This is a genomic window from Bariatricus sp. HCP28S3_A7 (assembly GCF_052066375.1).
GTDB lineage: Bacteria > Bacillota > Clostridia > Lachnospirales > Lachnospiraceae > Allocoprococcus.
Map to the genome: position 1 here is coordinate 200,475 of NZ_JBQHSG010000002.1, position 26,205 is coordinate 226,679.

Consider the following 26,205-nt stretch of genomic DNA (forward strand, 5'->3'; position numbering starts at 1 on the left):
ACGGAGGTAAATCTGGCAATGCCTAACATTCAACTTTCTAAGAATTTGCGGACGCTTCGCAAAGCACATCATTTGACACAGACACATCTAAGCGAAATACTGAATATTTCGAGACAGGCCTACTCTAATTACGAAAACAATAAACGTACTCCCGATTTGGATTCTTTGATACATCTGTCTCAACTTTATCAGGTGAGTCTGGATCAGCTTGTGAATTTTAATATTGGCAGCAAAATAAAAAAAGGCATAATACCTGTTGTTTCTGCCATGGATATAGCAGCCAAAAATACATTGTATCTGACTGATTCAGAAACAAATCTGGTTATGAAATTTCGTGACCTTCCTTTTAACAGTCAGAAAGTGGTGCTCGGTTTTCTCGATTCGCAAGTGGCACATAAGTAGAAGAGGCTCTGAGCCAAAAAGCTCAGAGCCTCTTATTCTTTTCTTTATACGATTCAATCTTATATTCGGTGATACCCCGGAATAAATTAGTCTTCCAGACCAAATCCGTCATGAACGGCGATCAGCGCTTTATCCGCATCTTTTTCATCAATCAAAACGGTAATCCGGATCTCTGATGTAGAGATCATGTTGATATTGATATTGGAATTACAGAGTGCTTCAAACATGGTCGCTGCCACACCCGGATTGCTGAGCATACCTGCACCGACAATTGAAATCTTTGCTACCTTCTCATTATGTGTAATCTCCTGAATCGTCAAGGCTTCTTTTCTCGCTTCCAGAACTTCCAGCGTCTCCTTCAGATCATCCTGTGAAACCGTAAAGGAAATATCCTTCGTTCCTTCCCGTCCTACAGACTGCAGAATAATATCGACATTGATATTATGTCTAGCCAGTAAATTAAAAATTTTAAATGCAGTTCCAGGTTTGTCTTCAATTCCGATCACTGAAACGCGTGCTGTATTTTTATCCGCCGCAACGCCGGTAATTAACATTTTTTCCACTTTCACTACCTCCTTGACCACGGTTCCCTCTTCTGTATTCAGGCTGGACCGTACTACCAGTTCTACACCGTATTTTTTCGCCATCTCCACCGAACGGTTATGCAGGACCTTAGCTCCTGAAGTAGCAAGCTCCAGCATCTCATCGTATGTAATCTCTTCAATCTTTCTGGCATTTGGAACCACTCTCGGATCCGCTGTATAGACACCGTCAACATCTGTATAAATCTCACATTTATCCGCATGCATCGCTGCCGCCAGGGCAACGGCCGTTGTGTCGGATCCTCCTCTTCCGAGCGTGGTATAGTCATCGTATTTATTCACACCCTGGAATCCGGTCACGATCACGACCTTCCGGTTCTCCAGTTCGTGGCGGATGCGATCCGTGTCGATTCGTTTAAATCTTGCATTACCGTTTCTTGAAGTGGTATGCATCTGCACCTGAAATGCATTCAGTGAAATAGCCGGAACCTGCAGGAACTGCAGCGCCATTGCCATCAATGATACCGATACCTGCTCCCCTGTAGTGAGAAGCATATCCAGCTCTCGTTTTGACGGGTACGGGTTGATCTCGGCTGCCTTCTCCAAAAGTTCATCCGTCGTATCTCCCATTGCAGAAAGTACCACAATGACATCATTACCCATCTGATACTCTTCTGCGCAGCGTCTGGCAACATTAAAAATACGCTCTTTATCAGCGACTGAGCTGCCACCAAATTTCTTTACTACCAGCATAATTTCCTCCTACTCTCCCAGCAAGTGATCGATCAGCCGGAAACCTTCTTCCCATACGATTCCACTTACCCTGGCATTCTTCTCATTATATGTATCCAATCCGTTTACTTCTTTCGTGCTGTCATATAGCAAATACGGAACCGGATCTCCTGTGTGTGTCCGAACTCGGATCGGTGTCGGATGATCCGGGAGAATCAACAGACGGAAATCTTCTCCGGCTTTTTCAAGCCCTCTTACGATTACATCAATGACGTTCTGATCCAGATTTTCAATGGACTGGATCTTTTTCTCCATGCTGCCCTGGTGTCCCATTTCATCCGGGGCTTCCACATGAACATAAGCGAAATCATATCCATCTTCTGTAAGTGCCTTCACCGCTGCCTGCGCTTTACCCACATAATTCGTGTTCAGACCGCCGTTCGCACCTTCTACGATGACACGGTCCATACCGGCACCCACGGCAATTCCTTTCAACAGATCCACCGCAGAGATCATCACGCCTTTTTTACCGGTCTTTCCTTCAAAAGAAGTCAGTGCCGGACGTGTTCCTGCTCCCCAGAACCAGGCAGAGTTGGCCGGGTTCAGCCCTCTCTTTCTGCGTTCCACATTCAACGGATGGTTTTCCAGAATGTCATAACTTTTCTTCATCATTTCACGGAGGATCTCTTCTTTCGGAAGATACTCGCCGATCTTTCTGGTCAACACATCATGTGGCGGAGTGAGTTCCACAACTCTGCCCTGCTTCCAGATCAGCAGATGACGATAGCTGGTTCCGACATAGAATTCAAACCCTTCTTTTTTCAGCCCTTCCTTTACAGCCTCCAGAAGGATGGCCGCATCGGCCGTACTGATCTCATCGGAGCTGTGATCCAGAATGGTACGATTCTCGTATTCGGTATCCTCCTCGGAAAGTGTTACAAGATTACAGCGGAACGCCACATCATCCGGCTCCATGTCCACGCCAATGCTGAGTGCTTCCAGCGGCGATCTGCCTGTGTAATATTTCCTCGGGTCATATCCCGCCACTGCAAGATTCGCCGTATCGCTTCCGGGTGCCATTCCAACCGGAACCATTCTCGCAATCCCCTGCTCGGACTTCGGCGCAAGCGCGTCCATTCTCGGCGTTCTCGCAGCTTCCAGCGTCGTTTTCTGCTGCAGTTCTTCCAGCGGTTCACCCGCCATACCATCACCTAATACAATCACGTATTTCATATCTAGCCCACCTCTCCAAAGTTGTCTTATTCTCCTACTCGTATCATATGCAGAATTTCTTCATAAGAATCTGCTTTCCTCTCATAGCATCCTTCTGTCATAACCGGTGTCACAAATCCAAACTCACCTGTCAGGCCTTCCGGCTGTACAAAAGTTACATCACCGAAATCTGCCAGGATTCGATTCTGAAGCTCCTCTTTATTTCCTGCCATTCTTACAAGAAATCTTCTGGATGTATCCCTGCGGTCTTCAAGCTCAAGCTTCTCTCCGGTCCAGAAGTTCATCACATCCTTATCCTGGTTCAAAGCAGCCGCAATCACATCCGCAACTACTGCACTTGCTGTTGGGAGCTTTCCTGCGCCGCTACCGTAGAACATCGCATCTCCAAGCATATTACCTTTTACAAATACAGCATTAAACACATCATTCACACTGTAAAGCGGATGCTCTGCCGGAAGCATCACCGGTGCCACACATGCCGACAAACGGTCTCCTTCTCTCTTGCATTCCGCAATCAGCTTGATCGTCATTTTCATTGCCTTTGCATACAGCATATCTTCCACTGTAATCTTGCTGATTCCTTCTGTGTAAATCTCTTCAAAATCAACCTGTTTCCCGGAAATAATGGAAGACAGGATCGCAATCTTACGGCATGCATCGTACCCTTCTACATCAGCGGTTGGATCTGCCTCTGCATATCCATTCGCCTGAGCTTCTTTAAGAACAGTTTCATAATCGGCTCCCTCGTAGAACATCTTAGTCATCATATAGTTAGTCGTACCATTTAAGATTCCTGCAATTTCTTCAATCTCATCAGCTGTAAGTGAGGATCCGAGCGCTCTTAGGATCGGAATACCGCCTCCTACACTTGCCTCAAAAAGGAAATTAACATGATTCTTACGCGCTGTGGCGAGAAGCTCCGATCCATGCTTTGCCACTAAAGCTTTGTTTGAAGTAACGACACTCTTTTGGGCCTGAAGAGCCTTGCTTACAAATGTATTGGCAGGTTCCACTCCTCCCATCACTTCCACAACAATCTCAATTTCCGGATCATTCAGGATTACATTGTAATCATGTATGATTTTTTCCTGAATCTTCTGTCCCGGGAAATCCCTGAGATCCAGGACATATTTCACATCGATCTCTCTGCCTGCTCTCCTGGTGATCAGATCCCGGTTCACTTCCAGGACTTCCACAACGCCTGAGCCGACAGTACCATAACCTAATACTGCTATTTTCATATCCACTCTACTCCCTGCCAACAATTTTCAAATAATGCACGCCTTCGTGCTGTTCCAGCTCATCCACCATGTCCGACATATTACCGGTACCGGCCAGCACCTCCACGCTGAGCGTAATTGTCGCCACCCCGTTGATCGGAATACTCTGATGAATCGTCAGGATATTCGCTTTATACTCTGCCACCTTCTGAAGCAGTTCCGCCATTGCCCCCGGTGTATCATCAAGCTGGATGACCATCGTGACCGTCTGGCCCTTTTCATTCTCATGAAAGGGGAAAATATCATCTTTGTACTTATAAAATGAGCTCCTGCTGATTCCGATCTCATCGGTGGCCTCCTGAATGGTCATTCCCCGATTCGTGGCGAGAAGTCGTTTGGTCTCCACCACTTTCAGAAGGACTTCCGGAATTGCTTTTTTCTTCACCACAAAGTATTTTGTCTTATCCATGATTGCTCCTTTGCTTCAGATATGCATTGATAAACGGATCAAGTTCTCCGTCAAGGACTGCATTTACATTTCCGTTTTCTTCTCCGGTCCTGTGATCTTTCACAAGTGTGTACGGCTGCATAATATATGACCGTATCTGACTTCCGAAATTAATGTCTCTTACTTCTCCCCGGATGTCAGACATTTTCTCTTCCTGCTCCTGCTTTTTCAACAGATACAGTTTTGCCTTTAACATCTGCATGGCTTTGTCCTTATTGAAAAGCTGTGATCTCTCATTCTGACACTGAACCACGATTCCTGTCGGAAGATGTGTGATTCTCACAGCCGATGATGTCTTATTGATATGCTGTCCACCCGCACCGCTCGAACGGTAGGTATCGATCTTTAAATCATCATCATTGATCTCAATATCTATATCATCTTCAATATCCGGTATCACATCGCAGGATGCAAAAGAAGTCTGTCTTTTGCCCGCAGAATTGAAAGGAGAAATTCTCACCAGACGGTGTACCCCTTTCTCCGATTGAAAATACCCATAAGCATTTTCGCCATTCACCTCAAACGTAATACCCTTTAATCCGGTAATATCACCGTCCTGATAATCCAATACCGTGATGCTGAACCCCTTGTCCTGAGCATATCGGGTATACATTCTGTACATCATATTTGCCCAGTCACAGCTGTCTGTTCCGCCGGCTCCCGCATGCAGTGTCACGATCGCATTGCAGCGGTCATATTCTCCGGACAGCAGCGTCCGGATCCGAAATGCTTCAAATCCTTTTTCAAACGCTTCCAGATCTTTCCGGATCACAGGAATCATCTCGGCATCCTCCTCTTCGTCTGCCATTTCCATCAGCATGACAATGTCATCATAAGATGCCGACATCGCTTCTGCTTCTTTGACAAATTCCTGGAGTGATTTCAATTCTTTCATAACCTTCTGAGACTCTTCTGCATGATCCCAGAACCCCGGTTCTTCTATCTTTCGTTCCAGTTCTTCGACCCTCTGCTTCTTTCCAGGCAGGTCAAAGTGAATCCCTCATTTCCTTCAGCGGTTCCTCATACGCATTTAATACGGTTTTAAATCCGTCTAATTCAACCACAATTTCACCTCTATTCTATATGTTCATGCCACGTCTTCTATTTTCTTCCACAGCACTGTTTATATTTCTTACCGCTTCCACACGGGCACGGATCATTCGGATAAATCTTCTTCTCTGTCCGAACCTTCGGCCCTTTTGCAACAGAATCATCCTTATTCGTTCCGGTCACTTTCGCAACCTGTTCTCTCTCGACTTTCTGTTCTACCTTAACATGGCAGAGCAGACGTACCGTATCTGTTGTGATCGCTCTTGTCATCTCGCCAAACATATCATATCCAAGCATCTTATATTCAACCAGTGGATCTCTCTGTCCATAAGCCTGAAGACCGATTCCCTGACGAAGCTGATCCATATCATCAATATGATCCATCCATTTTGCATCAATGACTCTGAGCAGGAATACCCTCTCCACTTCACGAAGATGTTCTGCTTCCGGGAATTCCGCTTCTTTCGCTTCGTATGCCTTGGCTGCACGTTCTTTCAGAAGATGCTTAAGCTGCTTCATTTCTTTGCCCTTCACGTCTTCTTCTGTAACTGTCTGGATCATCGGGATCACATCCTGAAGTTCTCTGTTCAGTGTGCCGATATCCCAGTCCTCATAATCCTGATCCGGGGAAATATTCGCATCTACTGTATTTTCAACGAAATCGGTGATCATATTGAAAATAGAATCGCGCATATTCTCTCCATCCAGAACGCGGCGTCTTTCTTCGTAAATGATCTCCCTCTGTTCATTCATAACCTGGTCATATTCAAGCAGGTTCTTACGAATACCGAAGTTGTTATTTTCAATCTTCTTCTGTGCTTTTTCAATCGCACTGGAAAGCATCTTATGTTCAATCTGCTCACCCTCTTCTACACCAAGCGTGGTGAAGACGCCCATCAGCTTTTCAGAACCGAACAGACGCATCAGATCATCTTCAAGCGAAATGTAGAATCTGGATTCACCCGGATCTCCCTGACGTCCGGCACGCCCACGCAACTGATTATCAATACGGCGTGACTCGTGACGCTCTGTACCGATGATCTTAAGCCCGCCCGCCTTTCTTGCTTCATCGTCCAACTTGATATCGGTACCACGACCGGCCATATTGGTTGCGATCGTTACTGCTCCGTGTTGTCCGGCCTGCGCAACGATTTCTGCTTCCATTTCATGGAATTTTGCGTTCAATACATTATGCTTTACACCTCGTTTAGAAAGCATCTTGCTGAGGAGTTCGGATGTCTCAATGGTAATCGTACCCACCAGAACCGGCTGGCCTTTGGCATGTGCCTCACAGATCGCATCAATAACTGCATTGAATTTTTCTCTCTTTGTCTTGTATACCACATCCTCCATATCAATTCTCTGAACCGGGAGGTTGGTCGGGATTTCAATGACATCCAGTCCGTAGATGTCACGGAATTCCTTTTCCTCTGTAAGAGCGGTACCGGTCATACCACTTTTCTTCTCATATTTATTAAACAGATTCTGGAATGTGATCGTAGCCAGTGTCTTGCTCTCTCTTCTGACTTTCACATGTTCTTTTGCTTCGATCGCCTGATGAAGTCCGTCTGAGTAACGGCGTCCCGGCATAATACGTCCGGTAAACTCATCTACGATCAACACTTCATTATCTTTTACCACATAATCCTGATCCCGGAACATCATGTAATGTGCACGAAGTGCCAGAATAATGTTGTGCTGGATCTCCAGATTTTCCGGATCCGCAAGGTTCTCAATATGGAAGAACTTCTCAACCTTCTTCACACCTTCTTCGGTCAGGTTGACGTTCCGTTCTTTCTCATTCACAATGAAATCACCGGTCTCTTCAATGTCCTCACCAAGGATGGCATTCATCTTGGAAAATTCACCGCTCGCTTCACCTTTCTGAAGCTGACGGGCAAGTGTATCACACGCCTCGTATAACCGGGTTGACTTTCCGCTTTGACCGGAAATGATCAGAGGTGTTCTTGCCTCATCGATCAGAACCGAGTCCACCTCATCAATAATGGCAAATTTCATGCCACGCTGTACGAGCTGTTCTTTATAGATCACCATATTATCTCTCAGATAATCAAAGCCCAGTTCGTTGTTCGTCACATAAGTAATATCACAGTTATAAGCTGCACGTCTTTCATTATTGTCCATGGAATTCAGCACCACGCCGACAGTAAGTCCCAGGAATTCATGTACTTTTCCCATCCACTCGGCATCACGCTTCGCCAGATAATCGTTGACCGTGACAATATGAACCCCTTCTCCGGTCAGCGCATTCAGGTATGCCGGAAGTGTAGACACGAGGGTCTTACCTTCACCGGTTCTCATCTCGGCAATTCGTCCCTGATGCAGGATAATACCACCAATCAGCTGCACCCGGTAATGACGCATTCCCAATGTTCTCACAGATGCTTCACGTACAACGGCAAATGCCTCCGGCAGGATATCATCCAGCGTCTCCCCTTTTCCCAGTCTCTCCCGGAATTCGCGGGTCTTCGCCTTCAGCTCTGCATCGGACAGCTTCTGCATCTCCGGTTCCAGTGCTTCGATATGATCTACAATCGGATAAATATGCTTTAATTCATTTTCACTGTGTGTACCAAATATCTTTTCAAATATACCCATTCTAATAACTCCTTATGCTAAATTCACTTCTGATTCAAGGACAAAAAAAGCTCTGTTTTTCATTTTATCACTATTTTCCTTATACTTCAATCTATTTATAAACTGTTCACAAACTCTTTTCTCAAAGTTCACACCTTATCATATCCGCATAAGGGATACTTCCACCGAATAGATCCAACGCACTTCCGATCGTGAAATCCAGTTTTCCGCCGCTAAGAGATCGGAATTCCTCCAGATCCTCTCTGCTTCCGATTCCTCCCGCATAAGTCACAGGACATCCGTCCCACTCTGCCAGAAGACGGACCAGCTCTTTCGCCACACCGGAAGCCTTTCCTTCCACATCCACACCGTGAACAAGAAATTCTGCACAAGAATCTGAAAGCTCATCCAACACTTCCCAGGACAACTTCACATTTGTAAAATTCTGCCAGCGGTTCGTCACAATATAATATCCGTCCTCTTTCTTCCGGCAGCTCAAATCCAGAACCACCTGCTCTTTTCCGACTGTATCCACAAGTTTTTTCAGATTATCCCTTCGGATTTCTCCATCACGGAACACATAGGACGTTACGATTACATGGCTCGCACCGGCCTCCAGATATTCCCGGGCATTCTCGGCAGTGATGCCTCCTCCTATCTGAAGGCCGCCCGGATATGCCTCGAGTGCTTTCATCGCCTGCTGTCGGGTCCTCTCATAATATTCCGACGACGGCGGATTCAGAAGAATAATATGTCCTCCCTCTAATCCGTCTCGCCGGTACATTCTTGCATAATGATCCGCCTCATAATGTGAGACAAAATTCGTTTTCGCCTGATCTCCTTCGTCCCTCAGACTACCTCCCACGATCTGTTTCACTTCTCCGTTATGTATATCAATGCATGGCCGAAACTTCATCGTTTCTATGCTCCTTTCCCATCTGTCATATGTACACTTGTACGCTGTACCCGCACATTGTTCTTATGCGAATATACCATTTCCCTTCTGAACTTGCAAGCATCCATCTGTTATTTATCCTGCTTTTTCAAAATTTTCCCACTCCCAAACGGAAAAAAGACTGCACTTTCGCACAATCTTTTCTCCTGACATCTCTTATTATTTTCCTGAATTGTCCGACTGGCTGCGGCTGGTATTATTGGTGTTGTTCGTTGTGTTATTCGTTGTATTGTTATTTCCATCGTTTCCCAACACATCATTTACACCATTCGCTACGCCGTCTGTCACATCGTCCACCGCATCCGCCGCATCGTTCACAAGATTATTTCCGTCACGATTATCTGCGTTTCCACTGGTCGCGTCGTTCACATTCGTCCCGTTTCCCGTTCCAGTTCCGTCAGTACTGCCGTTTGTGGTTCCATTTCCATTCGTATCGCCAAATTCATTGTTGGTTCCATCGGTCGCATTGTTGTTTCCACAGGCCGTGACAGATCCCATAGCAAATATGCAGATTCCAATCAGTAGTATTTTCTTAAAAAGCTTCATATTCAATTCTTCCTTTCTGTAAATGTAAAATTCAGGTTACTACTACTATTTACAGAAGCGAAAAAAATATGTATGAAAAATAATTTTAAATTTTTTCGATGATCTTACCGCTGCGGTATGCCTTAAGCAGTTCCTCCAGATCGGCAATCCGCTCACGGATACTATTTCCCACATCCGTATCTCCGACCGTCTTTCTGGAAACAACACGATTGATGATCACACTGTCCGAATGAATATCACGCTCCTTCTCAATAGCTGCCTCGGTTGATTCAAACGGCTCATGTGCCGCAAGGATCAGTCCATAAGAATTGTAGATAAGCGTATATCCTGCAATTCCGGTCTCTTTCTGGTAAGCCTTGGAAAATCCTCCGTCGATAACCATCACCTTACCTCCGCATTTCACCGGATTTTCTCCATTCTTTGTCTTCACAGGTACGTGACCGTTGATGATTCTCGATTTCTTTGTATCCATACCGAATTCCATGAGAACACGATCCATCACTTCTTCATTTTCCAGGAATGTATAATACGGATTTTTATGTTCCTTGTGCAGTTCTACTTCATTCAGAAAATACCGTTCAAATGTAGCCATCTTATCTTTTGCAAACAAAGGTGAATTCTCACCCTGCCAGATATACCACATCAGATCCCGCCCTTTTGCACGTTCCTTCGGATCAATTGCAAAAAATCCTTTTCTCACATAGGAATCCATAAAATCATACAACGCTTTTCCTTTATAGGTCTTGCCATAAATCGTTACTTCTTTCAGATTTCCGTCTTCTGTAAGCGGCACACATCCATGATACAGAAGATTTGAATTGTAGATCTTGTACAGCGATCCTTTGCTAAGAAGAAATCGCATATGCCGCTGGAGTTTCTCACAGTTCTGGAAAGCTGAAACAAGACGTTCCATGATTTCCTCCTCTTCCGGCGACAACGCATACGGGTCAGCCGGATCGATCGTCGGGAAATAATCATCCAGCATGGTGTATTCCTTATCTTCAATTACAATCGTTCCCTTTTCATAATTGATCTTATGCAGGAAATTCCGTTTTTCAAATCCAAATTCCGGATATACTTTAGACATCTGTCCTTCAATCTTGAACTGAATAATTGAAATCGCTTTATGAAGCTTCATATTCAATTCCATTTCCTGAGCGCCGTCGGCACCGCTTCCTTTCAATTTAAAACACTCACACGGATCTTTCGCATATTTTTTCCACGCAAAAGTCGCAAGCGGAAGTAAATTGATTCCATATCCATCTTCCAGGATATCCAGATTACCGTATCTTGCACAGATTCGGATTACATTTGCAATACAGCATTTCTGCCCAGCTGCCGCTCCCATCCAGAGGACGTCATGATTCCCCCACTGGATATCTACCGAATGATGTTCCATCAGCTTGTCCATAATCAGATGCGGTCCCGGACCTCTGTCGTAAATATCACCGACAATATGAAGATGATCCACAACAAGCCTCTGAATCAGTTCACAAAGTGCTACAATAAACTCCTCTGCTCTTCCGATGCGGATAATGGTACTGATAATGGACGCATAATAAGATTCCTTATCTGCCAGTCCCTGCTTTTCTGTAATCAATTCTTCAATTACATAAGAGAAATCCTTCGGAAGCGCCTTTCTCACTTTGGAGCGGGTATACTTGCTTGCCGCTCTCTTACTGATCTCGATCAAACGGTAGAGCGTAATCTTATACCAGTCATCCATATTCGGTTCTGTCTCACGGATCTTTTCCATCTTCTCCCGTGGATAGTAGATCAGTGTTGCCAGTGTCTGCTTATCTCTCGCACTCATCGTGTTTGCAAACACATCATCGATCTTCCGCTTTACAGAACCCGATCCGTTTTTGAGGACATGATTGAACGCCTCATATTCACCATGCACATCCGTTATAAAATGCTCCGTCCCCTTTGGAAGATTCAGAATCGCCTGAAGATTGATGATTTCGGTTGAGGCAGCTGCAATGGTAGGAAATAATTCCGCCAGACGTTCCAGATATTTTTCTTTTAATCCACTCATTTTCATATTCTCCCTGATATTCTTTTTCTAAAACTGAATCACATCACTCATATCATAATGACCTGCCGGCTTCCCTGCAAGGAACTTTGCAGCTTCCACTGCGCCCTTCCCAAAAACAGCTTTGGAGTAAGCCGTATGCTGGAACTCAATGACCTCATCCGCCCCCGCAAAGATGACATCATGCTGTCCCACAATCGTTCCGCCACGCACAGCCACGATTCCGATCTCATTCTTTTCACGTTTTTTGCGTTCCTTGCTTCTGTCATAATTATAGGTATACTTTTCATCCAGTGCTTCATTGATCGAATCCGCAAGTGCAATCGCGGTTCCGCTCGGTGCGTCCACCTTCTGATTATGATGCTTTTCCACCAGTTCGATATCAAACCCTGCCGGTGAGAGGACTTTCGCTGCTTCCTTCAATAATTTCATCAACAAATTGATTCCCAGCGACATGTTCGCTGACCGAAGCACTGCTGTTGACTCCGATGCCTTGTCTACTTTTGCGAGCTGTTCCTCGGAAAGCCCTGTCGTACAGAGTACAACCGGAAGTTTTCTTGCAACACACTCGTCGAGAAGTGCGTTCACAGCCGATGCATTGGAAAAATCGATGACTACATCCGCCTCCACATCGCATTCTGCAAGAGTCTTAAATGTCGGATATGTATTTTCAATTCCTAAATACGCATCCACTCCTGCTACGATTTCAATCTGCTCATCATCCCTGACAAGTCCTGTAATGACCTGTCCCATTTTTCCGTTGCATCCATGCATAATTGCCCTTACCATCAATCCATTCCTCCTTTGGTTCTTTCATAAACATCGTAATTTTTTTCACAATTATCTTTATTTAACAAAAGGGCAGTGCCACCTTCCGGCAGCAAAGCCCTGTCCTATCAATCCCATTTTTACCATTACTGACTTCCAATTAAAGTACAGAAATTCCAAATTTCTTCATCTGTTCAGCTAATTTTGCAGTATTTGCTTCTGTCATCTCCGTGAGTGGCATACGAAGCGGTCCCACTTCCAGCCCCATCAGATTCAATGCCTTTTTTACCGGAATCGGATTGACTTCACAAAACAGCTTCTCGATCAGTGGAAGTGCAGCAAGCTGCATCCGGCAACTTTCTGCCACATTGCCTTTAAAGAAATTCTCACAGATATCATGTGTATAGTCCGGCGCAATATTGGCAAGTACAGAAATCACACCTTTTCCTCCGAGAGAAAGGATCGGAACGATCTGGTCATCATTTCCTGAATACAGATCAATCTTACCGTCCGTCAGATTCATAACTTTCGCAATCTGCGAAATATTTCCCGAAGCTTCTTTGATTCCCACAATGTTATCAACGGTTTTGTAAAGCTCTGCAGCAGTCTCCGGTGCGATATTTACACCGGTACGGCTTGCAACACTGTAAAGAATGATCGGCGCTTTCGCCTCCTTTGCCACCTGAGTGTAATGTGCAACCAGACCTGCCTGTGTACATTTATTATAATACGGAGTTACCAGAAGTAATCCGTCCGCCCCGTCTTCAACCGCTTCTCTCGACATCTGCACCGTTGTATATGTACTGTTGGACCCTGTTCCTGCAATGACCGGAACACGTCCTTTTACACGTTCAATCGTAAAACGGATACAGTCCATATGCTCCTCTTCCGACAAAGTAGAAGACTCTCCTGTAGTCCCACAAATAATAATACTATCTGTTCTATGATTACAGTGAAAATCCAGCAGTTCATCTAATTTATCGTAATTAATACTCTCATCATCATTAAATGGTGTTACGATTGCTACACCAGAACCGGTAAAAATAGACATAATATTCCTCCTGACTTACTTTTCTTGACTATTCACAGTTTATCATTATTTAAAAGCACTGTCAATCAAAGGATTTAGCAAAATATCTCTGCATTCATCTATTCCATACATTCCAGCTTACTTACAGACACCTCATAGGCAACTCTTTTCTCCGTCTCCGTCTCAGACAGTTTCTTCACATATTCCCTGCTCTGGATCCTGCCAAGAACCTGCACATGCTCTCCCACTTCAAATCCGGATGCATACCTTGCATTTCTTCCCCAGCAAATACATGGTATATAATCCGATTTTCCGTATGGTCTATTGACCGCAAGCAGAAGATCTGCAATTTCTCTTCCCAGCGGTGTCTTCCTGTAAATCGGCTCTTTACAGATATATCCATCCAACAGAATACTGTTCGTTTTCGAGCCGTCAGGCTCTTCTTCCATAAAGGAAATCTCCCGCACAAACACGGATAATACCAGACGGTTTTTCTGCTCCTCATGCCGGTTGTAGGACCGGAACTGACCGGATGCCATAATAAATTCTCCTGTATAGTCCTGCGTCACATCGATCAGCCGTTCTGAGACCATCAGAGGAATACGGTCGCAGGAATTGCTGAGCCTTTTCACCAATACCTCCACGATGTAGAATCCTTCACCAAACACCTCGTGACTGAACTCAAATTCGGATGCAACCTGCCCCATAATTGTTACCTGGTTGTTTTCAATAATCTTATCTGACATAGCGTCGTAAATCTCCTTCCTTTTCGTTGGCGTACTTCCGCAGCATTTTTTCCCGGTATAGCTGGCATTTTACCGCACACATTTCACCGGACACATTTATATATCTATGAATCACCCATTTGTTTTAGAACTAAAAATTGAAAATTTTTGATAGTACTTGTAAAATTTCAGAAATGTGATAAACTAAACAAGTTACAACATTATATAGGTAAGAAGAAGGGTAAAAGAACATGAATACAAAGCGTGAAGACATTAGAAATATTGCAATCATCGCCCATGTTGACCACGGTAAAACAACACTGGTGGATGAACTTTTGAAACAGAGCGGTGTATTCCGTGCAAATCAGGAAGTAGCCGAACGTGTCATGGACTCCAACGATATCGAACGTGAGCGCGGCATCACAATTCTTTCCAAAAACACAGCCGTTTTCTATAAAAATACAAAGATCAATATCATTGATACACCCGGCCATGCCGATTTCGGCGGTGAAGTGGAACGAGTTCTCAAAATGGTCAACGGTGTCATTCTTGTTGTTGACGCATTTGAAGGAGCAATGCCTCAGACCAAGTTCGTTCTGAAAAAAGCACTGGCACTGAAGCTTCCGGTCATCGTCTGTATCAATAAGATTGACCGTCCCGAAGCACGGCCGGATGGCGTCATCGATGAAGTACTGGAACTGCTGATTGATCTGGGTGCTTCCGATGATCAGCTTGACTGTCCGTTCATCTATGCATCCGCAAGAGACGGATATGCCACCTACAATGAGGATGATGAACCGAAGGATATGACTCCTCTTTTTGAGACGATCCTGGATTATATTCCTGCACCGGAGGGCGATCCGGATGCCGGCACACAGGTACTGATCAGTACCATCGATTACAACGAGTACGTCGGAAGAATCGGTGTCGGCAAAGTAGACAACGGTACCATCGCCGTGAATCAGGACGTGATCGTTGTCAACCATCACGACCCAGACAAGCAGAAGAAAGTGAAGATCAGCAAACTCTACGAGTTTGACGGACTGAATAAAGTAGAAGTTAAAAAAGCGACTATCGGCTCAATCGTGGCAATTTCCGGTATTGCAGACATTTCCATCGGTGATACGATCTGTTCTGTCGACCAGCCAAGGCCAATCGAATTCCAGAAAATCTCCGAACCTACCATCGCCATGCAGTTCATCGTAAACGACAGTCCATTTGCCGGTCAGGAAGGAAAATTTGTGACTTCCCGCCACATTCGCGAACGTTTATTCCGGGAACTGAATACCGATGTCAGTCTGCGTGTGGAAGAGACCGAGAATACCGACAGCTTCAAAGTTTCCGGAAGAGGTGAACTTCACCTTTCCGTTCTCATCGAAAATATGCGCCGTGAAGGCTATGAATTCGCAGTCAGCAAGGCAGAAGTATTATATAAGACCGATGAAAACGGCAAGAAGCTGGAACCGATGGAGCTTGCTTACATTGATGTTCCGGACGAGTTCACTGGAGTCGTTATCGACAAGCTTAGTCAGAGAAAGGGGGAACTCCGCAATATGGGTATGTCCAACGGCGGTTACACCCGAATGGAATTCTCCATTCCTGCCCGCGGCCTCATCGGATACCGCGGCGATTTTCTGACCGACACCAAAGGAAACGGAATCATGAATACTGCCTTCGACGGCTATGCCCCATATAAAGGTGACATCCAGTACAGAAATCAGGGTTCTCTGATTGCATTTGAAACAGGAGAAGCCGTTGCATATGGTCTTTTCAATGCACAGGATCGCGGTACCCTGTTTATCGGACCGGGCGAAAAGGTATACGCCGGTATGGTTGTCGGTCAGAATGCCAAAACTGACGATATCGAGCTGAACGTCTGCAAGACCAAGCATCTGACAAATACTCGTTCTTCCAGCGCCGACGAAGCACTGAAACTTACACCACCTAAGGTCCTGAGTCTTGAAGAAGCCCTCGATTTCATCGATACCGACGAATTGCTGGAAGTAACTCCGAAATCCTTACGTATCCGCAAAAAGATCCTAGATCCTAAAATGCGTAAACGAGGAATCAGCTAATGAGTTTTTTATGGACACTTTCCGGAATACGTACCCCGCTTCTTGACACGATTTTCCAGCTCATCACGTTTCTCGCGCAGGAGCTGGTCATCATCGCTGTCATCTGTGCACTGTACTGGTGCATCGACAAGAAGCTGGCCGTTCAGATCGGATTCAACTATTTATGCGCAGGACTTCTTGTGCAAAGCCTGAAGATTACGTTCCGGATCCCGCGTCCTTGGGTACTGGATCCGGAATTTAAAGCTGTGGAAAGTGCCATCCCGGCTGCCACAGGGTACTCCTTTCCCAGCGGGCACACACAGAGCGGAACAAGCCTCTTTGCGACACTTGCCATCAACGCCGAAAAATGGTACTGGAAATGTATTTTCGTGCTTACATTTCTTCTGATCGGATTCTCACGGATGTACCTGGGATGCCATACGCCGAAGGACGTGATCACTGCTATGGTGATATCACTCTTCTTTGCCTGGTTTACGCGGAAATACCTGGAACGCTTCACTTCCAATTCGAAATGGACCGGTATCATCACCCTGATCATTATATTGGCAGCCGCACTGGTCTGCATCCAGTCCGCGTACCTTTATAGAAACCAAACGATCGAGTATCGTTACGTGACCGATTGTTTCAAAGCATCCGGCGCCGCACTCGGCTTTGCCGCAGGCTGGTATCTGGAAAATAAAACGCTCCGCTTCTCCCCGAAGGCAAATAACCCTTCCCGGAACGTACTTCTGCTCCGCTATGTGGTCGGGCTTGCACTGACAGTCGTTTTGAAGCTGGTGCTGAAAATCCTTCTTGGGAGCACTCTGATTGGCGAAATGATTCAGTATGGCATTATCATTTTCTGGGTGATTTTCGTATATCCCTGGATATTCAGTCGAAAAATGAAATATTTATAAAAGAAATAAAAGAACTGTAAAAGAGTAAGAACCGGACTAGTTTCCAGTAAATTCTCCTTTACAGTTCTTTGTTTATTCGATAGAATGAAATTATCAATCAATTTATTTCATAAGGGGGAAATGTATGAAAAAGTATGCTACCGCAATTTTAAGGAAAGTGTCTTCATTTCTGGAGATTTTCATCTCGGTCGTGCTTACAGTCAGCATTATACTTGTTGCTGTAAAGCTCGCGATGTCATTGAAAAATATCCCGAATTTTGACATGTATCCGAACTACAGTGATCTTCTGGAAAACTGTCTGAGCCTGATCATTGGTGTCGAAATGATACGAATGCTCTATCAGCAGACACCTTCAACCGTATTTGAAGTTCTGCTTTTTGCCATTGCACGACAAATCATCGTAGAACACTCTAATCCGGTTGCCACCCTGATCGGCGTGATTTCCATCGCGATTCTCTTTGCAACACGTAAATTCCTGTTTGTGGAATTCGATGAATCCGAGCGAGTGATCTTCCGGGCTACCTCAAAGGCAAAACATGTAAACTCCATCATCCATGTACATATTCCATGTGAGGACAATCAGACACTTCGGGATGTACTCCATAAGCGATTTGAGGAAGAACAGACCGAGATTGGAATCGGTGCATGTACCTATTTCGATAATTTTGGGCTCCGTGTGGCAAAGATGCATAACGGCGATATATCCCGGGTCGAAGTAATCCGCTCCATTCATTAAGCCAAAATTTATTCTTTTTTCATTGCATGTCCATAGTGAAATAGAGTATAATATTTATAGATTCATAGAACAGTGATTCTATTCTATGGAATGCTCTTATGAGGTGCGTCCGGCACCCTGCATAGGAAATACAAACAAAAGGAGTTGAGCTGTATGAAATTTATCATTAGCGGAAGAAACATCGAAATCACACCAGGTCTCAGACAGGCCGTAGAACAGAAGCTTGGGAAGCTTGAAAGGTATTTTACTCCTGAAACAGAAATCATCGTAACCTTAAGTGTCGAAAAGGAACGTCAGAAAATCGAGGTCACAATCCCTGTCAAGGGCAACATTATCCGCTCTGAACAGGTAAGCAGTGATATGTACGTATCCATCGATTTAGTAGAAGAGATTATCGAGCGCCAGCTTCGAAAGTATAAAACGAAACTCATTGCCAAACATCAGGGTGGACATGACTTCCGCCAGGAATTCATCGATGAAGAGACCAATGCCGAACCGAATCCGGAAGAAATCCAGATCGTCCGCACAAAGCGCTTCGGAATCAAACCGATGTTCCCGGAAGATGCCTGCATCCAGATGGAACTTCTCGGACACAACTTCTACGTGTTCAGCAACGCAGAGACTGATGAAGTCAATGTTGTATATAAGAGAAAGAATGGTACTTACGGACTGATTGAACCTGAATTTCAATAAACATAATCGAATATAGTATAAAGAATGCTGGTCACTTATGTGACCAGCATTTTACTTCAAAGCAGCGTTATTCAATCTCTTTTTTATCCAATCGGAAATATCTCAATCTTCCCGTCAATATCCGCGAAATAACACATATCACCGGATTCCAGCTTCGCCTGTCCGTTTGTTCCTTCCGTAATCTCAGCCAACACTTCCCGTTCCTCCACCTCCGGAATCAGAACATGAATCTTAACACTGTCCGTATATTCCGTATCTCGCACAAAAAGTTTACGTTGTGCCAGAATGTACTGGATCTTTCCAAGTCCCGTATAATCTGTCCCGATCACATATTCTTTCCCAAGGTATTTTGTAATCACAGTGCTCGCCAACAGACCGGCTTTCGTTGCGGCCTGATAAGCCCTCACCAAACCTCCGGTTCCCAAAAGGGTCCCACCGAAATACCGTGTCACCACGACTGCCGTATCATGAAGCTCTTCTCCCATCAGGACATCCAGCATCGGTTTCCCTGCTGTTCCGCCAGGTTCTCCATCATCACTGCACCGTTGGATCTCGAAATGTTCTCCGATCACATAAGCAAAACAGTTATGCGTTGCATTCCAGTATTTCTTTCTCATCTGCTCGATAAAACCAATCGCCTCTTCCTCACTGTGCACCGGCAAAACCGTAGCAATAAATCTGGACTTTTTTTCCGTAATTTCGCCTTCGCTTCCTTCAAACACTGTCCTATATTTCTTAAGCATCCTTATTCTTTCCCTTCATCTGCAAATTATAATTCCTATGACAAGTATACAAATCCTGATTACCAGATGCAAGACAATTACAAAAATATTACAAATCAACACGATTCGACAAGAATTCGGAAGTTTTTCTTAATTTTCTCATAGGTAATAAGGAAGTTTTTATTTTTCGCTTTATTTAGATTGGTATATTTGCTATAATAAATCAATATGAAGGAGGCAATGTTCATGAATTATGGAAAAAGAAGCGCTTCTAAAAAGCAAAAAAATATTACTTCCAAAGCAAATATGCGAAAGAAAAAAATAGGTGTGCGCCTATTTAAAGGTTTTTTACTCTGTATTGCCGTTGTATGTATCGCAGGCGCAGCAGGTGCCGGGCTTCTGGTAAAACGAATCATTGATAATGCACCGGAGATTACTCCTTCCAGCATCAAACCAGAGGGATATACTTCTGTTGCCTATGCGGATGACAATGCAACGATCATCGAAGATTTCAAGCAGGCCGGTTCCAACCGCGTTTATGTGACAATCGATGAAATTCCGGAAGATCTTCAGCATGCATTTGTTGCTGTCGAAGACTCCCGGTTTTATCAGCACAACGGGATTGACCCCCAGGGAATTCTTCGAGCTGCTGTAGTAGGACTTACAAGAGGACATTTTTCGGAAGGAGCCAGTACAATTACCCAGCAGCTTATTAAGAACAATGTATTTCCAGACTTCATTAATGAAAGTCAGTTGGAAAAGGTTGAACGTAAATTGCAGGAACAGTATCTTGCCCTGCAGCTTGAAAAGCAGCTGAGTAAGGAAGAGATTCTTGAAAGTTATCTCAATACCATTAACCTTGGTCAGAACACATTGGGAGTACAAGCTGCAGCCAAACGTTATTTTGGCAAGGATGTATCCGATCTAACGCTTTCCGAATGCGCAACGATTGCGGCAATTACCAAGAGTCCGGGTGGTTATAACCCAATCACGAACCCAGAGAAAAATGCAGAACGTCGGAAGAAAGTGCTGGACGATATGTTGGAACAAGGGTATATTGATCAAGCTGAACACGATGAGGCACTGGCCGATGATGTTTACTCCCGAATTCAAACGGTGAACACCCAGGTTTTGGAAGAAACGCGTGTTACTTCTTATTTTGTTGATGCACTGATCGACCAGCTGATGGATGATTTGACCTCCGCCGATGGTCTCGGCTATACAGAGACTCAGGCTTACAACGCGATTTACAGCGGCGGTCTCAGCATTTACACAACTCAGAATCTGACGATTCAGGGAATCTGTGACGATGAGCTCAACAACGATGGCAATTTCCCATCGAAAACGACCTGGGATCTAGACTACGCATTGACCGTCACCAGGGCAGATGAAGCGCAGACACAGGAAAACTATTCCGTAGGAAATGTAAAGCAATATAATGGTGTGGATTCCAAGTATTTATATAGTTCAAAAGAGGAAGCTTACCAACACATCGAAGCTTTTAAGGCAAGCATCGCCCAGGAGGGAGATACCTATGATGAATACGTGAATCTCGCTCCGCAGCCACAGGCTTCTGTCTGTATCATTGATCAAAGCAACGGTCATATTAAAGCAATGGTCGGAGGGCGTGGCGAGAAAACCACAAACCGTGGACTGAACCGTGCTTACGGCACGACTCGTCAGGCCGGTTCCTGCTTTAAGATTCTTGCTGTTTACGCACCGGCCCTCGACAGTGCAGGTAAGACTCTTGCAGATGTCGAAGTGGACGAGCCATATTACTATCAATCCAATCCAGACAAGCAGGTTCACAACTGGTGGGGCGATTCCTACCGCGGTGCGGTAACGCTTCGGAAAGCAATTGAACAGTCTATGAACGTTATCGCCGTAAAAGTGATCAACGAAATTTCCGTTTCACTTGGCTATGAATATGTAGAGAAATTCGGTATCACCACTCTTTCGAAAGATAAGGATATGGTAGAATCCCTTGCGCTTGGTGGTGTATCACACGGTGTATACAATTATGAACTGACCGCCGCTTATGCCGCAATCGCCAACGGCGGCGTCTATAATAAGCCGATTCTTTACACAAAAGTACTGGATCATGACGGTAATGTGCTGATTGATAATACCAAAAACGAATCGAAAACCATCATCAAAGATACGACTGCTGCCCTCCTGACACTCGCGATGGAAGATGTTGTAACAAAGGGTACTGCAGCACCGTATGCCCAGCTTGAAAATATGCCGGCAGCCGGAAAATCCGGTACAACTTCTGATAATAAGGATCTATGGTTTGCCGGATATACACCTTATTATACCTGTTCCATCTGGATGGGATATGATAACAACCAATCACTCAGTGACACAAGCTGGTACTACCACGAGCGAATCTGGTCCAATATTATGGATAGAATTAACAGCGCCCTTGGTCTGGCCTATAAAGATTTCACAATGCCATCTTCTCTGGTAAGAAGAACCATCTGTACTGAGACCGGACTACTTGCTTTATCTGATGAATGTCCTTCCATGACAGAATGGTTTGCTCCGGGCACTTATCCGACGGAAACTTGTCCGGGACACGAGCCGGTAGAACCCGAAGAGCCCGAAGAACCGGATGATTCTGAGAATCCGGATGATGGAGGAGGAAGCGGAAACGGCGGAAACAGCGGAAACGGCGGAAATGGAAGTGGAAATGGAGGAAATAGCAGCGGCAATGGCGGTGGAACGACCACCCCAACAGAGCCTACCACTCCGACAGAGCCTACCACTCCGACAGAGCCTACTACTCCGACGGATCCAACCACTCCAACAGACCCAGGCACATCAGATCAATAGAATAATCCAAAATATCAAAAGGGACGTAACACGAATTATCATTGCGTGTTACGTCCCTTTTTAACTATCAAACTTGTTTCTTCTGCTTTCCATATGTACTTATTTAAGGATCATCTTAGCCGCCCCACAGATTCCTGCATCATTTCCGAGCTGTGCAAGAGCAAACTGTGTTTCCCTGTTTGCGAAGAATGCTCTTTCCTTAAATGGCCCCTCGATATAGTCAAAAAGGATTTCTCCGGCTCTTGATACTCCTCCCCCAATTACAATAACTGCAGGATCACATGCTGCCGCAAGATTGGCAAGTGCATATCCCAGATATTTTCCAAACTCTTTTGCGACTTCAATTGCTGCCTTGTCATCTTTTTTTACAGCATCAAACACTTCTTTTGCACTGAGTTCCGTAACATCACGCAGCAAACTCGGCTCCTCGTCTTGCGCAAGACGTTTCCGGGCAAGTCTAACAATCCCCGTCGCTGATGCGTATTGTTCCAGACATCCTCTGTTACCACATCCGCAGGGTTCCGTCTCTTCATAATTCACACAAATGTGTCCTATTTCACCGCCTGCTCCATGCTTTCCTATCACACACTCACCGTTGATAATGACTCCTCCACCTACGCCGGTTCCGAGCGTAACCATGACCATGTTGCGATGTCCCTGGCCTCCACCGAGCCACATTTCTCCCAACGCAGCTACATTGGCATCATTTCCCGTAGCAACATGGATTCCGGTCAGTTCCTCCAACTCACGCTTCACTTCCTTGTATCCCCATCCGAGATTTGCGGTATTCGACACAATCCCGTCTTCTGTGACCGGTGCCGGAATTCCAAGCCCGATTCCGAGAATCTGCTGTTTCTCAAGTCCAAACTCCATCATTTTCTTATTAATTGCTTTTGTAACATCCGGAAGAATTGCTTCCCCTGCGTTCTCCGTTCTGGTCTTGATTTCCCATTTATCAACCATCTTTCCATCAAACTGGAACAATCCCATTTTGATTGTCGTTCCTCCAATGTCAACTCCAAAACAATAATTCATTTTCTTTTCTCCTTCTTTTATCTAATTACTTTTTTGCAGATTTTCCTGAACACGCCGGTATAATTCTTGAGCAGCGTTATACCCCATCTGTTTCTGCCTATGGTTGACAGCTGCCGACTCGACGATAATTGCCAGATTTCTTCCCGGACGAATCGGAATACTATGGCAAACAATGCGGTTGCCCAGGAATTCCGTATATTCTTCTGTAAGTCCAAGACGGTCGTACTCTTTATCCTTATTCCAGTCTTCCAACGTAATCGCCAGATCGATATTCTGTGTTTCTTTCACACTCTGTACACCGAACAAAGTTTTCACATCAATGATTCCGATTCCCCTCAGCTCAATAAAATGTCTTGTAATATTCGGTGCCATTCCGACCAGAGTATCATCACTGACTTTATGGATTTCAACCACATCGTCCGTTACAAGACGATGTCCTCTCTTGATCAGTTCCAGCGCAGCCTCACTCTTTCCAATTCCGCTTTCACCCATAATCAGGACACCGACACCATACACCTCAACCAGAACGCCGTGTATAGAAATGCAAGGTGCAAGTTCTACGTTCAACCAGCGAATGATCTCCGCTGTAAATGCCGAAGTCGGCTTGTCCGTAATAAACACCGGAGTCCCTGTTTCCACTGCTTTCTCAAGAAATACTTTGTCCGGCATCAATTCCCGACAGAAAATGAAGCAAGGAACGCCATAAGACATCAACGTAACATAGATCTTTTCTCTCTGCTCCTCTGACAGTGTCTCCAGATACGTATACTCCACATATCCGATTATCTGCACTCTCTGAGACTCAAAATGATCAAAAAAACCTGCCAGCTGAAGTGCCGGTCTGTTGATATCCGGAATCTTTACTTCACGTTTTGTCAGATCCACTTCCGGTGTCAGATTCTTCAACTTCATTTTTTCCACGATTCTCTGTAACTCAACTCCCATTGTCCGTTCTCCTTTTCCTTTATCTTTTTTCCAGGGATTCATCCTGATCTTTTGTGTCACTCCTAAAGAAATTATACACGCTTCGTGCCGATTTTTCATCCATAGATGGAATTTTTTTCAAATCTTCTATTTCAGCTTTTTTTATTTCATCCAATCCCACAAAATTCTTCATAAGCGCTTTTCTCCTTGCCGGTCCGATACCGGGGATATCATCCAGAATCGAATGAACCTGGCCTTGTCCACGCAGCTTTCTGTGGAATTCAATTGCAAAACGGTGTGCTTCATCCTGGATTCTGGTAATCAGCCGAAAAGCCTCTGAATTTCGATCAATTGGCAGTTCCTCATTATTATAATATAATCCCCTGGTCCGGTGATGGTCATCCTTTACCATGCCGCAGACCGGAATCGCAAGATGCAGTTCATCCAGAACTTCCAGCGCCACATTCACCTGACCTTTTCCTCCGTCCATCAGGATCAGATCCGGAAATACCTGGAAACTTCCAAGTTCCTTCCCACTCTTCTGTTCATCCAGTCCATGAAGGAATCTTCTGGTCAACACTTCTCTCATACTGGCATAATCATCTGCTCCCTGAACTCCTTTGATCTTAAATTTTCTGTAATCATTACGTTTCGGTTTTCCACGCTCATATACTACCATGGATCCCACTGAATCAAATCCATTCGTATTGGAAATATCAAAAGCCTCCATCCTCAAAATATTTTGAAGTCCCAGAATACTCTCAATCTCCTTGACCGCCCCGATCGTTCTTCCCTCTTCTCTCTTCAGCCTTTCCTTATCCTTTGCAAGAACCAGCTGCGCATTCTTTGCGGCAAGTTCCACAAGCTTCTCTTTTTCTCCTTTTTTTGGGATCCGCAAATGCACTTTATGCCCTCTCTTCTGCCCCAACCATTGTTCCAGAATGTCCTGGTCTTCCGGTTCTTCCGGAAGCATCAGCTCTCCCGGTATATAAGGTGTAGCAGCATAAAACTGTTTGATAAAACTGGATAGGATCTCACTTACTCCATCTCCTTTTGCAATTCTGAGATAGAAATGATCACGTCCGATCAGCCTGCCGCTGCGAATAAAAAATACCTGGATCACCGCATCCTCCTGCTCTCTCGCAAGCGCAATAATATCCCGATCTTCTCCTCCTGTATCTGTAATCTTCTGTTTTTGGGCAATCTGTCTAACACTTCCGATCAGTTCCCGGTATTCGATTGCTTTCTCAAATTCCAGATTATCCGATGCCTCCATCATCTTCTGTTCCAGATCTCCCAGTATCTTCTCATAGTTTCCATTCAGGAACTTCAGCACCTCATCTACCGACTTTTTGTATTCTTCCTGAGAAATATACCCCTGACATGGAGCATCGCATTGCTTGATATGGTGGTAAAGGCACGGCCGCTCCTTTCCGATATCCTTGGGAAGGCTTCTGTTGCAGCTTCTCAAATGATACAGCTTCCGTACCAGTTCAATCGTATCCTTCACTGCAGTCACACTCGTATAAGGGCCAAAATATTTAGCCTTATCTTTCTTCATCTGACGGGCCATCATAATTCTCGGGTATGCCTCATTTACCGTAACTTTGATAAAAGGATAGCTTTTGTCATCCATCAGCATGGTATTGTATTTCGGGCGGTATTCCTTGATCAAATTACATTCCAGCACTAACGCTTCCAACTCAGAATCTGTGACAATATACTCGAAACGAGTAATGTGTGTCACCATCTGTTCAATCTTCACACCCTTATTACGGCTACTCTGAAAATACTGCCGGACACGATTCTTCAGGCTGATCGCCTTTCCTACATAAATGATCTCATCCTTTTCATCATGCATCAGATAAACGCCCGGACGTCCGGGCAGTTTCTTTAATTCTTCTTCAATAATAAATGTCTGATTTTCCATAGTCCTATTATACTT

Annotated in this window: 22 protein-coding genes; 6 read left to right on the forward strand and 16 right to left on the reverse strand. The window is 44.8% G+C overall.

Features of this window, described 5'->3' with window-relative positions; translation table 11 throughout:
* Positions 1–18: 18 nt before the first annotated feature.
* Positions 19–402 (forward strand): helix-turn-helix domain-containing protein, encoded by a 384-nt coding sequence (locus tag ACTNA4_RS02315; RefSeq protein ID WP_441025698.1) that lies wholly within the window; start codon positions 19–21, stop codon positions 400–402.
* Between the two features lie 86 nt (positions 403–488).
* Here ACTNA4_RS02315 and ACTNA4_RS02320 read toward each other — a convergent pair whose 3' ends face one another.
* From ACTNA4_RS02320 to ACTNA4_RS02375, 12 genes are all read right to left on the reverse strand, one after another.
* Positions 489–1,697 carry an aspartate kinase gene (locus ACTNA4_RS02320; RefSeq protein WP_427807367.1) on the reverse strand — a complete coding sequence of 403 codons (1,209 nt, stop codon included), beginning with the start codon at positions 1,695–1,697 and terminating at the stop codon, positions 489–491.
* Positions 1,698–1,706: 9 nt separating this feature from the next.
* On the reverse strand, positions 1,707–2,909 hold the full coding sequence (locus tag ACTNA4_RS02325) for a cofactor-independent phosphoglycerate mutase (protein ID WP_427807369.1): 1,203 nt from the start codon (positions 2,907–2,909) through the stop codon (positions 1,707–1,709).
* Positions 2,910–2,935: 26 nt separating this feature from the next.
* On the reverse strand, positions 2,936–4,150 hold the full coding sequence (locus ACTNA4_RS02330; RefSeq protein ID WP_441018085.1) for a homoserine dehydrogenase: 1,215 nt from the start codon (positions 4,148–4,150) through the stop codon (positions 2,936–2,938).
* 7 nt (positions 4,151–4,157) lie between these two features.
* Positions 4,158–4,601, reverse strand: a complete 444-nt coding sequence (locus ACTNA4_RS02335; RefSeq protein ID WP_441028411.1) for an ACT domain-containing protein — start codon at positions 4,599–4,601, stop codon at positions 4,158–4,160.
* A protein-coding gene (prfB, locus tag ACTNA4_RS02340) for a peptide chain release factor 2 (protein ID WP_427807372.1) occupies positions 4,591–5,701 on the reverse strand; the annotation gives its coding sequence in 2 pieces (ribosomal slippage) (positions 4,591–5,625 and positions 5,627–5,701; 1,110 coding nt in all). The genes ACTNA4_RS02335 and prfB overlap by 11 nt, the downstream gene beginning before the upstream one ends.
* A gap of 37 nt (positions 5,702–5,738) precedes the next feature.
* Entirely contained in the window at positions 5,739–8,306 is a 2,568-nt protein-coding gene (gene secA, locus ACTNA4_RS02345; RefSeq protein ID WP_427820212.1) for a preprotein translocase subunit SecA, read from the reverse strand.
* A 121-nt stretch (positions 8,307–8,427) separates the two neighbouring features.
* Complete coding sequence (hisA, locus tag ACTNA4_RS02350) at positions 8,428–9,201, reverse strand: phosphoribosylformimino-5-aminoimidazole carboxamide ribotide isomerase (RefSeq protein ID WP_427807376.1); 774 nt, start codon at positions 9,199–9,201, stop codon at positions 8,428–8,430.
* Positions 9,202–9,399: 198 nt separating this feature from the next.
* A complete protein-coding gene (locus tag ACTNA4_RS02355) occupies positions 9,400–9,786 on the reverse strand; it encodes a hypothetical protein (RefSeq protein WP_427807377.1) in 387 nt (128 codons plus the stop codon).
* Positions 9,787–9,871: 85 nt separating this feature from the next.
* Positions 9,872–11,824 carry a fructose-1,6-bisphosphatase gene (locus ACTNA4_RS02360; RefSeq protein ID WP_427807379.1) on the reverse strand — a complete coding sequence of 651 codons (1,953 nt, stop codon included), beginning with the start codon at positions 11,822–11,824 and terminating at the stop codon, positions 9,872–9,874.
* A 27-nt stretch (positions 11,825–11,851) separates the two neighbouring features.
* Positions 11,852–12,610, reverse strand: a complete 759-nt coding sequence (gene dapB, locus ACTNA4_RS02365) for a 4-hydroxy-tetrahydrodipicolinate reductase (protein WP_427807381.1) — start codon at positions 12,608–12,610, stop codon at positions 11,852–11,854.
* 139 nt (positions 12,611–12,749) lie between these two features.
* Entirely contained in the window at positions 12,750–13,640 is an 891-nt protein-coding gene (dapA, locus tag ACTNA4_RS02370) for a 4-hydroxy-tetrahydrodipicolinate synthase (RefSeq protein WP_427807383.1), read from the reverse strand.
* Between the two features lie 98 nt (positions 13,641–13,738).
* Positions 13,739–14,365 carry a single-stranded DNA-binding protein gene (locus tag ACTNA4_RS02375; protein WP_427807385.1) on the reverse strand — a complete coding sequence of 209 codons (627 nt, stop codon included), beginning with the start codon at positions 14,363–14,365 and terminating at the stop codon, positions 13,739–13,741.
* Positions 14,366–14,595: 230 nt separating this feature from the next.
* Here ACTNA4_RS02375 and typA point away from each other — a divergent pair, with 230 nt between their 5' ends.
* The 4 genes from typA to hpf all read left to right on the forward strand — a co-directional run bounded on the left by typA (position 14,596) and on the right by hpf (position 18,744).
* On the forward strand, positions 14,596–16,419 hold the full coding sequence (typA, locus tag ACTNA4_RS02380; RefSeq protein ID WP_427807387.1) for a translational GTPase TypA: 1,824 nt from the start codon (positions 14,596–14,598) through the stop codon (positions 16,417–16,419).
* On the forward strand, positions 16,419–17,315 hold the full coding sequence (locus ACTNA4_RS02385; RefSeq protein WP_427820215.1) for a phosphatase PAP2 family protein: 897 nt from the start codon (positions 16,419–16,421) through the stop codon (positions 17,313–17,315). Before typA ends, ACTNA4_RS02385 begins: the two co-directional genes overlap by 1 nt.
* Positions 17,316–17,439: 124 nt before the next feature.
* Complete coding sequence (locus ACTNA4_RS02390; protein WP_441028376.1) at positions 17,440–18,051, forward strand: transporter; 612 nt, start codon at positions 17,440–17,442, stop codon at positions 18,049–18,051.
* 153 nt (positions 18,052–18,204) lie between these two features.
* Positions 18,205–18,744, forward strand: a complete 540-nt coding sequence (hpf, locus tag ACTNA4_RS02395; RefSeq protein WP_427807392.1) for a ribosome hibernation-promoting factor, HPF/YfiA family — start codon at positions 18,205–18,207, stop codon at positions 18,742–18,744.
* Positions 18,745–18,827: 83 nt separating this feature from the next.
* Here hpf and ACTNA4_RS02400 read toward each other — a convergent pair whose 3' ends face one another.
* Complete coding sequence (locus ACTNA4_RS02400) at positions 18,828–19,487, reverse strand: YigZ family protein (protein ID WP_427807394.1); 660 nt, start codon at positions 19,485–19,487, stop codon at positions 18,828–18,830.
* Positions 19,488–19,712: 225 nt separating this feature from the next.
* On the opposite strand from ACTNA4_RS02400, the gene ACTNA4_RS02405 reads away from it, so the two are divergent.
* Positions 19,713–22,301, forward strand: a complete 2,589-nt coding sequence (locus tag ACTNA4_RS02405; protein WP_441028378.1) for a transglycosylase domain-containing protein — start codon at positions 19,713–19,715, stop codon at positions 22,299–22,301.
* A 99-nt stretch (positions 22,302–22,400) separates the two neighbouring features.
* Here the strand turns inward: ACTNA4_RS02405 and ACTNA4_RS02410 are convergent, their stop codons facing one another.
* From ACTNA4_RS02410 to uvrC, 3 genes are read right to left on the reverse strand one after another with little or no spacing between them, the layout of a single operon-like run.
* Entirely contained in the window at positions 22,401–23,336 is a 936-nt protein-coding gene (locus tag ACTNA4_RS02410; protein ID WP_427820218.1) for an ROK family glucokinase, read from the reverse strand.
* Positions 23,337–23,357: 21 nt separating this feature from the next.
* A complete protein-coding gene (gene hprK / locus ACTNA4_RS02415; protein WP_441028380.1) occupies positions 23,358–24,281 on the reverse strand; it encodes an HPr(Ser) kinase/phosphatase in 924 nt (307 codons plus the stop codon).
* Positions 24,282–24,300: 19 nt separating this feature from the next.
* Positions 24,301–26,190: an excinuclease ABC subunit UvrC gene (gene uvrC / locus ACTNA4_RS02420; protein WP_427807402.1), complete on the reverse strand. Its 1,890-nt coding sequence runs from the start codon at positions 26,188–26,190 to the stop codon at positions 24,301–24,303.
* Positions 26,191–26,205 lie beyond the last annotated feature (15 nt).

Coding starts and splice junctions, on each gene's coding strand:
- ACTNA4_RS02315 (WP_441025698.1), top strand. CDS start 19: ATGCCTAACATTCAACTTTCTAAGAATTTGCGGACGCTTCGCAAAGCA.
- ACTNA4_RS02320 (WP_427807367.1), bottom strand. CDS start 1,697: ATGCTGGTAGTAAAGAAATTTGGTGGCAGCTCAGTCGCTGATAAAGAG.
- ACTNA4_RS02325 (WP_427807369.1), bottom strand. CDS start 2,909: ATGAAATACGTGATTGTATTAGGTGATGGTATGGCGGGTGAACCGCTG.
- ACTNA4_RS02330 (WP_441018085.1), bottom strand. CDS start 4,150: ATGAAAATAGCAGTATTAGGTTATGGTACTGTCGGCTCAGGCGTTGTG.
- secA (WP_427820212.1), bottom strand. CDS start 8,306: ATGGGTATATTTGAAAAGATATTTGGTACACACAGTGAAAATGAATTA.
- hisA (WP_427807376.1), bottom strand. CDS start 9,201: ATGAAGTTTCGGCCATGCATTGATATACATAACGGAGAAGTGAAACAG.
- ACTNA4_RS02355 (WP_427807377.1), bottom strand. CDS start 9,786: ATGAAGCTTTTTAAGAAAATACTACTGATTGGAATCTGCATATTTGCT.
- ACTNA4_RS02360 (WP_427807379.1), bottom strand. CDS start 11,824: ATGAGTGGATTAAAAGAAAAATATCTGGAACGTCTGGCGGAATTATTT.
- dapB (WP_427807381.1), bottom strand. CDS start 12,610: ATGGTAAGGGCAATTATGCATGGATGCAACGGAAAAATGGGACAGGTC.
- dapA (WP_427807383.1), bottom strand. CDS start 13,640: ATGTCTATTTTTACCGGTTCTGGTGTAGCAATCGTAACACCATTTAAT.
- ACTNA4_RS02375 (WP_427807385.1), bottom strand. CDS start 14,365: ATGTCAGATAAGATTATTGAAAACAACCAGGTAACAATTATGGGGCAG.
- typA (WP_427807387.1), top strand. CDS start 14,596: ATGAATACAAAGCGTGAAGACATTAGAAATATTGCAATCATCGCCCAT.
- ACTNA4_RS02385 (WP_427820215.1), top strand. CDS start 16,419: ATGAGTTTTTTATGGACACTTTCCGGAATACGTACCCCGCTTCTTGAC.
- ACTNA4_RS02390 (WP_441028376.1), top strand. CDS start 17,440: ATGAAAAAGTATGCTACCGCAATTTTAAGGAAAGTGTCTTCATTTCTG.
- hpf (WP_427807392.1), top strand. CDS start 18,205: ATGAAATTTATCATTAGCGGAAGAAACATCGAAATCACACCAGGTCTC.
- ACTNA4_RS02400 (WP_427807394.1), bottom strand. CDS start 19,487: ATGCTTAAGAAATATAGGACAGTGTTTGAAGGAAGCGAAGGCGAAATT.
- ACTNA4_RS02405 (WP_441028378.1), top strand. CDS start 19,713: ATGAATTATGGAAAAAGAAGCGCTTCTAAAAAGCAAAAAAATATTACT.
- ACTNA4_RS02410 (WP_427820218.1), bottom strand. CDS start 23,336: ATGAATTATTGTTTTGGAGTTGACATTGGAGGAACGACAATCAAAATG.
- hprK (WP_441028380.1), bottom strand. CDS start 24,281: ATGGGAGTTGAGTTACAGAGAATCGTGGAAAAAATGAAGTTGAAGAAT.
- uvrC (WP_427807402.1), bottom strand. CDS start 26,190: ATGGAAAATCAGACATTTATTATTGAAGAAGAATTAAAGAAACTGCCC.